A 12,792-nucleotide genomic window follows, 5' to 3' on the forward strand; every position below is an offset into this window, starting at 1 on the left:
GGCGCGGATGAGGCACCCAACGCACTGTGCTCGATGGTGAACTCGCTACGCTCGTTCACGCCGCTCCTTCTTCCACACTGCTGTCTTGCTGAATGTCAGGGTCGGCGATCGCTGTGCCGTTGCGGGCTCGGATGGCTTCGGCGATCGGGCTGGCCGGCGCCGCGGCGAGGATCAGCTGATCTTGCAGTCGGCGCCGCGCGGCCGGTGTGAGCCGTTGGAGCTGTGGACCGGGGATGTAGCTCGGCCCGCCCGAGTGATCGCCGGACAGCTGGATCAAGCCGGCCGCGCGTAGGCGTTGCAGTGCGAGCCGTCGTTCCTCGCCGCTGATTCTCGTGGTCCGCAGTTCGTCGACTGTGGTCGGCCGGGCCGACTTCCAGCTGTCGCCGGTCAGGATGCCTTCGCTGCGGGGGATCGCGACGGAGTGGATCAGCACGAGCACCAGCACGGCACGGTCCACCACAGACAAGGGCTGCCAGCCCTGCCTCGTCAGCGTCGCGGCGATGTCGTCGGCGTATCCGGAGGTCCAGTGCGTGCCGTCGACATGGACCAGAGTGCGCCCGATGAGCTTCAGCATCTTCTGGACATGTCGACGAAGCGTCACGTCCCTGAGGCCGGCCAACTGCACCTCGGCCACCGGATGCGCGGCGTACTGCACGGCGCTGAAAGCAGCCAGCACCTCGTCGCGGGACCGGTCGCTCAGATCCTGCAGCAGAGCGTCGAACAACACATGCTGCTCAGTCATCCGACACCTCCACCCGGGAGGTGTTCGCCAGGTCGCTGTCCGCAGCGGGCAGGTCGGTGTCCGTAGCAGCGGGATGGGTGGGTGTAAGTGCCGGGTCGGTATCCGTCGCCGGGGATGCAGCGTCGGTCGCCGGGAACGCACCCTCCGCGGCCGGGGATGCACCACCGGTCGCCGGCGATGCAGCGTCGGTCGCCTGGGAGGAGGCGTCCGTGGCCGGGGGTGCAACGGCCGTCGCGGCTGCGTCCGGAAGCGGGTCCTCCCGAGTCGGGTCGACCGGCGGTGAGGTGGCGAGGACGGGAGGCGGTGGGTCGGGTAGGTGACGGCAGAGGTCGCGGAGGGTGGATTGATCGGTCGGGGTCCAGGTGATGACGCGTGGACCGAGGCGGACCTCTCCGGCCTTCTCGTTCCACAGCAGCCAGTGCGTGGCGTGCAGACGCCGGAGGCTTCCGATGATCAGGGTGAGATCACTCGATTGCTCGGCGCGGCCCCGCATCCCGGCGTACACGGACCTGATCTGGGCAAGCGTCCCGGTCGAGCCTGGCCAGGCCGGTCCGCTGCGGTCGGTCCAGCAGCAGGCGACGCAGATCGCGAGCACCCGCGCGGTTTCGTTCGGCTGTTCCACGGCGACCGGGGGAGTGCCCAACTCATCCAGCACGGCATGACCAGCGCCGGAAGGCATTGTCGGCACCAGCCACACGCTCGAGCCATCCGGAGAGGCAGCCCGAGTCAGGCCTGCAACCGCGGGCGTATCGGGCGACACCTCGAGCGGCCCAGCGGACTGCACCTTTGCCCACCACAATGCGTTGTACAGCCGCCGTTCGACGGCCTCGGACGGAGTACTCACCGCGTCACCCGCCGGAACACGCCCTCGGTCGCCCACGGCGTCCCAGCAGCCGGATCGATTCGCATGCCGTCGGACCACACCAGCTCGTAGTCGAGCTCGTCGTGGAGGTGCGCGGCCGTCAGCTCAGCCAGCACGCGCCGCGCCGTGATCCAGTCGCCGGCATCGTCCACGACCTCGACGACGTCGACTGACGACCTCCCGGCCAGCACGCGCTCGGCCTCGGCTCGGAGCTCCTCCCGATCCGTCGCGGCCGCAGACTCAGGCGCGTCGGCGTCCGCGGTCGGTCGCGGTGGCGCCATGCGCGCTGTCCCGCTCCGCCGCCCTGTCTCGACGGCCTCGACCATCGTCTGCGGCGAGAAGTCCGGCGCGGCCGCATCGAACAGGAGCCCGTCCACCACGCTCGCGAGCACCTCCGGCTCACTGCTTCGCGTGAACGTCAGCCAGGTCTCGATCGGCAGCAGCCCGAGTGCGCGCGTCGTACCCGCTCTCTCTACCAGCCGGCCGGCCGCTAGTTGTACGGCGTCGGCGTACGCCGCCAGCGCCATCCGCAGCGACGTACACGCGCGATGCAGGCTGGGCCAGCGGTCCAGCACGATCCTGTGCACCTTCTCGGCCTGTTCGATCAGGCGCTCATTTCCCCACGCGAGCTGTGCGTTCTCCCGGAGCTGCGCGGTCGTGCTGGTCGAGACCAGGATCGCGAGCTCGTTGCCGAGCAGCCGGAACACCTTCGTCAGCCGCTCGATCGAGGCCATGCCTTCGTCCTCGGTCGCGCTGGGATCGCTGACGCTGTGCGCCTCGAGGGTGAGCAACTGGTGCAGCTCACCCTGACCGCCCTGCACCGACATCCGGCGCAGGAACATCAGCATCACGTACGGCGCGAATGCGGCTCGGTGACGCAGTTCGTTCGGACGGTCGACGAGTTTGGTGATCGCGCCGTACTGCCGTAGGACCTCGAAGCGACGGACGATCACGTCATGTGGATAGGTCCGGCAGGCGAGGGTCGCCTGCTCGACTGTCAGGCCGTCGCTGCCGGCCTCGGCGAACGCGTCCAGGATTGCTTGGTCGACGTCCAGCAGGTCGGGGTCCACGATCATCGCGCCGGCCTCGCGGGCGAGCACCGCGAACACCTGACGGTAGACGCGCAGTACGGCCGCCTCGGCCTCCGCGTCCAGCAACGTCGCGTCCATCGCCTGCTCCTCCCGTGTGGCGCCGCCCCCGCGAGCGACCGGCAACCAGAGAAAGGACTCTAACCACCCACACCGACAGTCCAAAACCGGGCCGCGTCGGACCTGTGGATAAAGGCAAGAACAGCGGTTGGTGGAGCGCGCCGACAGTCCAAACCGGGTTCGCCCCGAGCGTGTGGACAAAGACAAGACGGCGGTTGGGTGGGGCGCATCCGGAGCCTGTGGACGACTGGTGTGTGAAAACCGGATGACGGGTGTGGAGGCCGCTGCCTACCATCCTGGCGTGGAGAGAATCCAAAGCATCATTGGTTGACGCGGTCCAGGTAGACCGCGTCCATACCACGGCGCCTTAGGGCGTTCGCCACGCCGGTGCGGAACCCATCACAGGGTCCCCGGCGAGCTTTCTCGTTCTCTCCGTACCGGAGTTACGCACATGACTGTGCCGCACGCGCGCCCGATCGGCGCGCAACACCCTAGCGTTCGCGACCTGCTCACCGTCCGCAAGGACGCCTCACCCGGCCGGATCATGGTCGAAGGCGGCTGGGAACACGACCGCCTGCTTGCCACCGACACCACGATCGACACCTTCTACTGGTGCCCTGGGGCCAGTACGACGTACGCCGCACGCCGGATCGCCGAGCGCGCCGGTCAGGTGTACCGGATCTCGGAGAAGCTGCTCGCCCGGCTGTCCCGCAAGACCCGCTCCGACGGCCTGATCTCGATCGCCCGGCTGCCGGTGTGGAAGCCGCAGTCGTTCCGCTTCACCACGTCCTCGCTCGTCCTGGTCGCGGACGGAGTCGAGTACGCCGGCAACCTCGGCACCTTGATCCGCACCGTCGACGCTGCCAAGGCCGACTGCCTCATCCTCACCAGCAGGCGGGCACGGCCAAGCCACCCGTCCGTGTACTCGGCCAGCCGCGGGACGATCCTGTCGACGCCGGTGCTGGAGTTCGACGACATCGCGAGCGCGGCGGCGTGGCTGCGCGGCCACAACTTCCGCGTCCATCTCGCCGACCCAGCCGCCGGCGGGAGCTACCGCGGCGTCGACTACGACGGGCCGACCGCGTTCGTTGTCGGCTCGGAAGGCAACGGGTTGTCGAAGGAATGGCACGCGCAGGGTTTCGGCGGCGTGTCCATCCCGATGCTCGGCCAGGCGGATTCGCTGAACGTCGCGCTGTCCGCTGGCATTCTGCTGTTCGAAGCGCGGGCTCGCAAGGACGGCTGGTGATCGGCCAGGCAGAATTGCACCGCCACCCACCACGAGGAGTGTGAGACGTGCCGTTCGAACCAGGCGAGGTCGTCGCCCCGTCAGATCCGCGCATCGTCCTGGAAGGCCAGTGGGGTCAGCAGCCCGGGGTGGCGATCACCGTCAACTCCGGCTCGCGGATCTCGTTCTCGTTCGCGGGCGAGAGTGTGCAGTTGCTGTTCGACACGGCCGGGCTGACCGTCGCGCCGCACCTGTGGATCACGATCGACGACGGTGCGCCGGTGCTCCACCTGATCGAGAACCCGGTGATCGAGTTGACCGCGCCGACGGGCAGGCATCAGGTCGAGGTCGTAGTCAAGGACGTCAACGAGCACGTCAACCGGTGGAACCCGCCGTTCGAGTGCGCAGTGGTGTTCGCGGGTCTGTTGCTAGACGTGAACTCTAGAGTGCGGCTCAGCGGGCGGCCGGGCGGTCCGCGGATCGAGTTCTACGGCGACTCGATCACGCAGGGAGTGCGGTCGCTGGGTACGCATTCCGAGTCGGAGGGTGCCGACGGTACGACGACGTACGCGTATCTGACCGCCCGCGCGTTCGGCGCGACGGCCCACCAGGTCGGGTTCGGCAGCCAGGGGATCATCAAGCCGGGCAACGGCGAGGTGCCGCCGGGGCCGGAGTCGTTCGGGTGGAACTTCGCCGGCTCACCCGCTGAACGGGTCACCGCGCCGGATGTCGTCGTACTCAACCTCGGCGTCAACGACGAGACGCTGGAGCCGGAGCCGTACGCCGCCTACGTGGCGCGGGTGCGATCGGCGTACCCGGAGACCACGATCGTGTCGCTGACCCCGTTCAACGGTAAGCACGCCGACACGATCGCCGCGGCGGTCAAGTCGCTCGACGACCCGAACGTCGTCTGCATCGACTCGACGGGCTGGATCACCGAGGACGACTGCACCGACCTTGTCCACCCCTCGGTGGCCGGCCATGCCAAGATCGCCGCCCACCTCATCCCCGCCCTCGAAACCCACACAACCCTCCGCCGTCGCGGATGATCACCGCGGACGACCTCGAGTCAGCGGTCGACAGCCTCGTCCAAGCCTTGCGCTCCGCTGTGGATGCGGACTGGAACGTGCCGGCCGGGTCGATCGAGTGGACCTGCCGCGCGACCGCCGAGCATCTCGGGCAGGCACAGCTGCACTGGGCGTCGCAGCTCGCGGTCGGTGCGCGGACGCAGTACGTTCGCTGGTCCGCGCGGGCGCAGGAACTCGCCCCGCCTGCCGGCGTACTCGACTTCGTCGAGGCGGCGGGGAGCATCCTCGCCTTGGTGGTTCGCGCGAGCCCACCCGACGTGCGTGCGTTTCATCCGTGGGGCATCGGCGATCCTGAGGGCTTCACCGGCATGGCGTGCGTGGAGGCGCTCGTACACGGCCACGACCTCACCACCGGACTCGGCTGCTCGCTCACCCCGCCGCCTGACCTCTGCGAGCGGGTCCTGACCCGGATGTTCCCGCGCGAGCCGCGCGCGACGGCTGATCCCTGGCTCAACCTCCGCTGGCTGACCGGTCGCGCGCAGATCCCGGCCACCCCGCCGCCCGCGTCCTGGAAATGGCGGCCAACACCGCTTGCGGAGACCTGGGACCCGAACCCGACGCCCGTCCCGATGCCGTTCACGCCGCTGCGCCCGTCCTGACCTTCGGGCACCATGGCGGTATGGCGGAGAAGTTCACGAGCGTGGACGAGTACATCGCGTCGTTCCCGGCCGATGTCCAGGAGATCCTGCAGGAGGTACGCCGTACGATCCACGCCGTCGTCCCCGACGCGGGCGAGAAGATCAGCTACCAGATCCCGACCATCACCCTCGACGGCAAGTCCCTCCTCTACTTCAGCGGATGGAAAGAACACATCGCCCTCTACCCGATCCCACCCCTCGACGACGCCCTCTCCGCCGCGATCGAGCCCTACCGCTCCGGCAAAGGCACCCTCAAGTTCCCCCTCGAACACCCCATCCCCTACAACCTGATCACCACCCTGACCCAAGCCTTCGTCACCGCGCTGACCTAGGTGGGTTGGCTGCGGGGATTGGCTGGTGGATCCCCGAGGGTCGGCTGACTGGCGGTGCGGGCATCTGCGGAAACAAATGGCCGGCAGGTGACCAGAAGTTTCCGAAGAGCGGAAGTTGCGCCGCAGCCCGGTGCGCCGCAGCCCGGTGGGGCACGGCCGCCCTCGGGCTGGATGGGAGCAGCCTGCCGATCACGCCAAGGGCGTGAGGAGGTCTTGGGGGTCGGGGGAGGGTGGGCGGGTGAGGGTCCAGTCGTTGAAGTGTTGGTCGAAGCGGTACCAGAGGGCGTCGAAGCCGAGGCGAAGTTGGGTTTTGCCGGCGGTGACGCGGTTGGCTTCGATGGTGGCGCCGGGGAGGGCCTGGGCTGCCTCGGCCAGGGCGGCTTCGTCGATGCTGGTTGGGGTGTCGACGGTCGCGGAGAGGCCGCCGGGGCCACCTTCGCGCCAGGCGACGGCCCAGCTGGTGAGTTGACGCGCTGGTACGCCGGCTCGGTGGGCCAGATCGGCCAGCTCCGGAGTGCCGAGGAGGTGGGAGGCGCGGCGGGCCAGGTCCTGGTCGGAGGTGAGGCCTAGCCCCGCGTCGCCGTCGCCGGATGCGACCTCCCAGGCTCGGCGTGCCGCGTCTGTGGCGAGGGCGATCAGATCGCGTACGTCGACGCCCGACGAACGCGGTGGATCCAAGGCCCGCACCGCCGCCGGCGATCCGGGCGACCCCATCGGCCGCGGCGGAACCGGCACAGGCACTCCACCGTTAGCAGTAGCGCCAGCCGTGGCGGAGGTGGCGTGGTCTGCGGCGGCACGGCCGGAGGCGTCAGTGGTGGCGCGGCTCGGGACGCGGGCCGCGAAGGTTTTGGCGAAGGCGGCTATGGCTGGGATGCCTGGGGGTGGGGGAGTGCGGGGCGGGGTGGTGGGGGACGGGCCGGTGCGTCGGGAGCGGAGGATGTTGAGCAGTTCGTCTTTGCGGCGGCCGCGCAGAAGCAGCAAGGCGAACGGATCGTCATCCAGCGCGTCCGTGACCAGGTAGCAGACGGCGGCGGAGTGTTTGCACGGTACGGCGAAGTCCGGGCAACTGCAGTTGGTCAGCACCTCACCCGCACCAGGCAACAGGTCCAGCCCAGCGGCACGCACATCATCGACGACCTCGGGCGGCAACTCGCCGTCGAGCAGCGCCGCCACGCGGCCGATCTGCGACGACACCACCTTGAGTACGGCGTCCCACTCGGCCGAGGAGAACGCGCGGATCCGCACCGTCACCTGGTACGGCGTGGCCCGGCTGCCCTGCACGACCGCATCGACCGAACCCGGCGACACCGTCAGCTCGAGCACACTCCCGCGCCGCGCATAGGACCGCCCACGTGAGAGCCGGCCCGGATCCAACCGAGCGCGATGCTCCAACGCCTCCAACCACGCCCGTCCCCACCACGTCGCGCCGAACGGACGCCGGCTCCCCGGACCCTTGGCGGCCGGCAACCCTGCGTCCTCACCTGACCGCCGCCATCCCTGCCAAGGCACACGCTCATTCATGGGCCAACTCCAGGGGGCCGGCTCCAGGAGCTGATTTCCCAACAGCAGAAGGGTTGTAGGCACTGGCTGACCCCGACTTCACCGGCCCGGTCGACAGCTCGACCAGCTCGCTCAGCTCCGCATCCGACAGCTCACTCAACCACGCTTCACCCGAACCGACCACCGCATCCGCCAGATTGCGTTTGGCTGCGATCACCGTCGAAATCCGATCCTCCAACGTGTTCTCAGTGACGAGCCGATGCACCTGAACCGGCCGATCCTGACCGATGCGATAGGCCCGGTCCGTCGCCTGATCCTCGACCGCCGGGTTCCACCAGCGGTCGTAGTGGACGACATGCGTCGCCTGGGTCAGTGTCAGCCCGACCCCACCGGCCTTCAGTGACAGCAGGAACACCTGAGCCTCGCCGGCCTGGAACTGCTCGACCATCTGCTCCCGCTTCCGCACCCCGATCCCACCGTGCAGGAACAGCGTCCGGACCCGTCGCGCGGCCAGATGGGCCTCGATCAGCCGGCACATCTCGACGTACTGGCTGAAGATCAGCACGGACTCGCCTTCGGCCAGGATCACGTCGAGCAGTTCGTCCAGTGCCGCGAGCTTGCCCGAACGGCGCTCCAGCGGTCCCGGCTCGTGCAGGAACTGGGCCGGGTGGTTGCAGACCTGCTTCAACTGCGTCAGCAGGCTGAGCACCAGACCGCGCCGCGCGATCCCTTCCGCCGACTCGATCTTGGCGAGCGTCTCCTTCGCAACGGCCTGGTACAGCGTGGCCTGCTCCGTCGTGAGCGGTACGACGACGTCGTGCTCGGACTTCTGCGGCAACTCCGGCGCGATCCCGGGATCGCTCTTGCGCCGCCGCAGCAGGAACGGCCGCGTCACCCGAGCGAGCCGCGCGGTCGCCTCCTCGTCGTGATACCGCTCCACCGGTACGGCGACGTCGTGGCGGAACCGGTCGAGCGTGCCGAGCAACCCCGGCGCGGCCCAGTCCAGGATCGACCACAGCTCCGACAACCGGTTCTCCACCGGCGTCCCGGTCAACGCGATCCTGGTTGCCGACGGCAACGTCCTGAGTGATCGCGCGGTCCGCGACAGCGGGTTCTTCGCATGCTGCGCCTCGTCCGCGACCGCCAATCCCCAGAACACCTCACCGAGCACGCGGTGGTCCTGCCGAACCACGCCGTACGTCGTGAGCACCACCTCGTCCGGTGCGAGGTCGCTGAGGCTCCGCCCGGTGCCGTGGTACCGCCGGGTCGTGACGTCCGGCGCGAACCGGGCGAACTCCCGCTCCCAGGTCCCGAGCAGCGTCGACGGACAGACCACCAACGTCGGCCCGCGACCACGACCGAGGAGCCGGAGGTGCAACGCGATCACCTGGATCGTCTTGCCCAAACCCATGTCGTCGGCGAGACAGCCACCCAGACCGAGATCGGCGAGGTGCGCCATCCACGCGACACCGCGCCGCTGGTAGTCGCGCAACGTCGCCTGCAACCCAGCCGGCTCCTCGAACGGCGCAGGCTCCTCGGCTGCCCGCAGCCGCGCGATCATCGAGGCCAGCGACCCGTTCGCGTCGAACGCGACGAGCTCACCGTCCACCTCGATCGTCCCGGTCAGCGCAGCGCCGAGCGCTTCGGCTCCGGTGAGTTTGCGACTCGCACCACGCCGCAGCTTCTGGACCAGGTCGTGATCGACCCGGACCCATCGCCCACGCATCCGGATCATCGGCCGCTTGGCCTCCGCGAGCGCCGCCACCTCCTGCTCGGTCAACTCCTGCCCGTCGAGCGTCGGTCGCCAACGGAACGCGACCAGATCGGTCAGGCTGAAGTCGGGCCCGGTCACCGCTCCGGGCGTCGGCGTCGCGACAGTCCCGCGCACAGCCAGCTCGCCAGCGAACAGCTCGGTCGGCCAGAGCACTTCGATCCCGGCGCCCTCCAGCGCCGTGCTGCCCTCGGTCAACTCCTCCAACGCCTCGTCATCGACCCCGACCTCCGCCGGCGCCGCGTCCCGCAACGCTGCACCCAAGGGCGGCCAGACCCGAGCACCGCGCCGCAATGCCAACAACAGATCGGTCTCCGCACGCTCCCCGAGAGCGGCCAGCACGGCCGCCGGCGCACTCCACACATCCGACACGTCCATCAGCAGACTCGGATCCACACCACTGCGCAGTTGCAGCACAGCGCGGAACTCGTCGGCCGACTCCGAAGGCGGCTCGATCCGCAGCACCAGGCGCGCCCCAGCCTCCTCGCTCAGCGCGGTCTCTTCCAACCATGCAGTCGCTCCGGTCACCTCCACCGGATCAACCCCAGCAAACGCCGCCGCGCCAGGACGTACGGCGACAGGCGCGGCCGCTGTCCGCACCAGAGTGTCGGCCAGAGCGTCCCAGAACGACCGCACCAGCGGCTCCGGGTCGACCAGCCGCACCGGCCGCGTCCCTTCGATCGGCAACGCGTGCCCGTACGGCGGCATCGCCGCAGTAAGGTTCCGCAACCACCCCCGGTCCAACGGATCCAGCGGCGCCACCCGCCAAGCGCCGTACCCACTCGGACTTCGATCCGGGACGAGTCGACCGCGTGCGATCAACCCCATCCCCGCGAACGCTGCGGCCCGCCACGCCTGCCAGCTGACCGAGCCCTCGAGCGGTCGGCCGATCCACTCGAGCACCTCGCCGATGCTCAGCAGACGGGCCGGCACGGTGGTACGCCGCACCTGGGATCCCTTGGGCAGCACGAGATCCACGGTCCCGTCGGCCGTCTCGCCCGTCGCCGAGAGATCGCCGTACAACGCCAGCCGACCCGCGCGCGGCGGGTCGGCAGGGACGAAGACGGCGTCGAACATGCCCTGCACAGTACGCCGAACCACCGACAACTTCCCGCCCGTCGCCGACGACCTGTGGACAACCCTCGGAGTTGACCTGAACCAACGTTGAGGTTGCAGGCTCGGAGGTAAATCAGAGCGAAGGAGTGAGCATGCGTGCAGCAGTGGTGACCGAGTTCGGCAGGCCCGAGGTGATCAGGACCCAGGAGTGGCCGGATCCGGTGCCGGCGGCCGGCCAGGTGCTGGTCGAGGTCGAGGTGGCCGACGTCATCTTCGTCGAGACCGCTATCCGGCGTGGCCAGCACAGCCAGTTCTTCGACGTGACACCGCCGTACGTCCCGGGTGGTTCGCTCGGTGGCCGGGTGCGCGCGGTCGGACCGGGCGTGGCGGACGACTGGATCGGTCAGACCGTGGTCGGCCGGGCCGTCGGCTTCGGCGCCCACGCCGAGCTTGCGGTCGCAGCCGCGGACGGTTTGGTCAAGGCGCCCGCCGGACTCAACCTGGAGACCGCGGTCGGCGTCTTCGGCGACGGCTTCACGGCCCTGATGCTGGAGGAGCTCGCGCCACCGATGCAGGGCAAGGAGGTGCTGGTCACCGCGTCCGCAGGCGGCATGGGTCTGCTGCTGACCCAGCTAGCGCACAAGGCCGGCGCACATGTCATCGCAGCTGCCCGCGGTCAGGCGAAGCTCGACCTGAGCAAGGCGCAGGGCGCCGACGTTGTGGTCGACTACTCCAGGCCCGGCTGGGACAAGCTGGTCCTCGATGCAACCAACGGCGCGGACATCGTCTTCGAAGGCGCCGGCGGTGAGCTCGGCGCGACCGCGTTCACGATCGTCAAGGACGGCGGCTGGTTCTCCGCGCATGGCGCTCCGAGCGGCGGCTTCGCGGCGTACGACGCGGCCGAGGCGGAGCGCCGGGGCATCACGGTGAAGGGGATCGTCGATCTGCGCGCCGACTCGACCACTACGACGGTCAGCGGTGCAGCCGTGCTCGAGCGAGCCGTCGCCGGAGACCTGGTGCCCGTCATCGACCAGACCTACGACCTCGATCACGTGGCCGACGCCCACACTGCCCTGGAGCAGCGCACGCTCCTGGGCAAGGCCCTGATCCGAGTGGCTCAGTCGCCGACCGGCTGATCGGTGTGGTCGGTCACCGCAGGCGGGTTCGGGCGGGCCGCGACGATCCGGTTGCGTCCGCCCCGCTTCGCGGTGAGGAGTGCGTTGTCCGCCGCGAGTACCAACTGGTCCATCGTGGCGGCGACCTCCGGATACACCGCTGCGCCGAACGACGCCGGCACTCCGGAGATCACTGCGGTGGTATCCGTGCTGGTGTCCACTGACACGCTCAGCGTGCTGAGCCGGTCCCGGATCCGCTCGGCCACCTCGAGCACCTCAGTCTCGGTGGCTCCCGGCAGCAGCACAGCCAGCTCGTCTCCGCCGACCCGTGCGACCAAGTCGCCGACCCGGACCTCCGCGCGCACGCTCTCACCGACCGCACGCAGCGCCTGGTCCCCGGCCGGGTGGCCGTAGGTGTCGTTGATCTCCTTGAACCGGTCCAGGTCCAGCATCAGCAGACCGACCGTGCTGCGCATGGTCTCCGCCCGAGCCAGCTCCGTCGGCACTGCATTGGCCCAGTACGCCGGAGTCGCCAGACCAGTCTTCACGTCCGTCCCAGCAGCGCGCTGGAACTGCGGCAGCAGCAGATCGCGGTGCAGCGCGAGCACCGTCACCATCAGGATCGGCACCACCCATGGGTACGACGCCTGCAGTCCGGCAACCGCCACACCGAGGCCGAGCCCGGCCACCACGACGAGCTGATCCGCGAGGTCTCCCAGTGCGCCACGGGCGGTGGCTTCGGGGGAGGACAGCAGGATCGCACCGATCACCAGCGCGAAGTTCACCAGCCACCACGTGGACGCAGCGGCCACCACGACCAGCAGGGTCCACGGCCCGGTCGGCACCCGCGGCTCGTTCAGCAGACCTCCGGCGCGGAGCACTGCGGCCGCGGCTCCACTGGCGAGGACGAACGTGCTGGCCGAGAACACCTTGCGGTGCGCGATCGTCCGTCCGTAGACACGGATCCACGAGTACCCGTACGACACCACGACGAGGGCGACGACCAGGCTCAGCGGAAGCAGCAACAGGCCGGCGAACACCCACAGACTCTTCAGGTTGGTGTACGGCGAAGTGTTCGCCGCCATCTCGCGTCGGCGCTCGATTCCGCGGGCAGACTCCAGGTGAAGCACCGAGGCGGCCGCCAGTACGGCGAAGGCGACCCACTCGGTCGGCCTGACGCCGGTGCGGGCGCCGGAGACCGTCGAGGCCACAGCCAAGGCGGTGATGACGACTGCGACGGCCTCGACGCCGAGCACATAGCTCAGTGCCGGGCGCGGCAACGACCAGAGCTTCCATCGACGGGGTGGCACCCACC

Annotated in this window: 11 protein-coding genes; 5 read left to right on the plus strand and 6 right to left on the minus strand. The window is 69.3% G+C overall.

Going from position 1 to position 12,792, the window contains the following annotated elements; all coding sequences use genetic code 11:
- Nucleotides 1-55: 55 nt before the first annotated feature.
- From OG817_RS07335 to OG817_RS07345, 3 genes are read right to left on the minus strand one after another with little or no spacing between them, the layout of a single operon-like run.
- Nucleotides 56-742, minus strand: a complete 687-nt coding sequence (locus tag OG817_RS07335; protein ID WP_406052944.1) for a hypothetical protein — start codon at nt 740-742, stop codon at nt 56-58.
- The gene (locus tag OG817_RS07340; protein ID WP_406052945.1) at nt 735-1,586 is read right to left on the minus strand and encodes a hypothetical protein; all 852 of its coding nucleotides are present in this window, start codon (nt 1,584-1,586) and stop codon (nt 735-737) included. Before OG817_RS07340 ends, OG817_RS07335 begins: the two co-directional genes overlap by 8 nt.
- Nucleotides 1,583-2,773, minus strand: a complete 1,191-nt coding sequence (locus OG817_RS07345; RefSeq protein ID WP_406052947.1) for a hypothetical protein — start codon at nt 2,771-2,773, stop codon at nt 1,583-1,585. Before OG817_RS07345 ends, OG817_RS07340 begins: the two co-directional genes overlap by 4 nt.
- A 430-nt stretch (nt 2,774-3,203) precedes the next feature.
- Between OG817_RS07345 and OG817_RS07350 the strand changes: the two genes are divergently transcribed.
- From OG817_RS07350 to OG817_RS07365, 4 genes are read left to right on the plus strand one after another with little or no spacing between them, the layout of a single operon-like run.
- Nucleotides 3,204-3,998, plus strand: coding sequence for a TrmH family RNA methyltransferase (locus OG817_RS07350; protein ID WP_406052948.1), 795 nt, complete (start codon nt 3,204-3,206; stop codon nt 3,996-3,998).
- 47 nt (nt 3,999-4,045) lie between these two features.
- Entirely contained in the window at nt 4,046-5,026 is a 981-nt protein-coding gene (locus tag OG817_RS07355) for an SGNH/GDSL hydrolase family protein (protein ID WP_406052949.1), read from the plus strand.
- Nucleotides 5,023-5,664: a maleylpyruvate isomerase N-terminal domain-containing protein gene (locus tag OG817_RS07360; RefSeq protein WP_406052951.1), complete on the plus strand. Its 642-nt coding sequence runs from the start codon at nt 5,023-5,025 to the stop codon at nt 5,662-5,664. Before OG817_RS07355 ends, OG817_RS07360 begins: the two co-directional genes overlap by 4 nt.
- A 20-nt stretch (nt 5,665-5,684) precedes the next feature.
- Nucleotides 5,685-6,035 carry an iron chaperone gene (locus OG817_RS07365; RefSeq protein WP_406052952.1) on the plus strand — a complete coding sequence of 117 codons (351 nt, stop codon included), beginning with the start codon at nt 5,685-5,687 and terminating at the stop codon, nt 6,033-6,035.
- A 189-nt stretch (nt 6,036-6,224) separates the two neighbouring features.
- On the opposite strand, the gene OG817_RS07370 is transcribed toward OG817_RS07365, so the two are convergent.
- Nucleotides 6,225-7,556 (minus strand): SWIM zinc finger family protein, encoded by a 1,332-nt coding sequence (locus OG817_RS07370; RefSeq protein WP_406052954.1) that lies wholly within the window; start codon nt 7,554-7,556, stop codon nt 6,225-6,227.
- Nucleotides 7,549-10,383, minus strand: a complete 2,835-nt coding sequence (locus tag OG817_RS07375) for a DEAD/DEAH box helicase (RefSeq protein ID WP_406052955.1) — start codon at nt 10,381-10,383, stop codon at nt 7,549-7,551. Before OG817_RS07375 ends, OG817_RS07370 begins: the two co-directional genes overlap by 8 nt.
- A gap of 131 nt (nt 10,384-10,514) precedes the next feature.
- Here OG817_RS07375 and OG817_RS07380 point away from each other — a divergent pair, with 131 nt between their 5' ends.
- Nucleotides 10,515-11,498, plus strand: coding sequence for a zinc-binding dehydrogenase (locus OG817_RS07380; protein WP_406052956.1), 984 nt, complete (start codon nt 10,515-10,517; stop codon nt 11,496-11,498).
- Here the strand turns inward: OG817_RS07380 and OG817_RS07385 are convergent.
- Complete coding sequence (locus OG817_RS07385) at nt 11,480-12,787, minus strand: diguanylate cyclase (RefSeq protein WP_406052957.1); 1,308 nt, start codon at nt 12,785-12,787, stop codon at nt 11,480-11,482. The genes OG817_RS07380 and OG817_RS07385 overlap by 19 nt on opposite strands.
- Between the last annotated feature and the right edge of the window lie 5 nt (nt 12,788-12,792).

Origin of the sequence: Kribbella sp. NBC_00889 (assembly GCF_045207705.1) — a bacterium.
GTDB lineage: Bacteria > Actinomycetota > Actinomycetes > Propionibacteriales > Kribbellaceae > Kribbella.

Coding starts and splice junctions, on each gene's coding strand:
- OG817_RS07335 (WP_406052944.1), bottom strand. CDS start 742: ATGACTGAGCAGCATGTGTTGTTCGACGCTCTGCTGCAGGATCTGAGC.
- OG817_RS07345 (WP_406052947.1), bottom strand. CDS start 2,773: ATGGACGCGACGTTGCTGGACGCGGAGGCCGAGGCGGCCGTACTGCGC.
- OG817_RS07350 (WP_406052948.1), top strand. CDS start 3,204: ATGACTGTGCCGCACGCGCGCCCGATCGGCGCGCAACACCCTAGCGTT.
- OG817_RS07360 (WP_406052951.1), top strand. CDS start 5,023: ATGATCACCGCGGACGACCTCGAGTCAGCGGTCGACAGCCTCGTCCAA.
- OG817_RS07365 (WP_406052952.1), top strand. CDS start 5,685: ATGGCGGAGAAGTTCACGAGCGTGGACGAGTACATCGCGTCGTTCCCG.
- OG817_RS07370 (WP_406052954.1), bottom strand. CDS start 7,556: ATGAATGAGCGTGTGCCTTGGCAGGGATGGCGGCGGTCAGGTGAGGAC.
- OG817_RS07375 (WP_406052955.1), bottom strand. CDS start 10,383: ATGTTCGACGCCGTCTTCGTCCCTGCCGACCCGCCGCGCGCGGGTCGG.
- OG817_RS07380 (WP_406052956.1), top strand. CDS start 10,515: ATGCGTGCAGCAGTGGTGACCGAGTTCGGCAGGCCCGAGGTGATCAGG.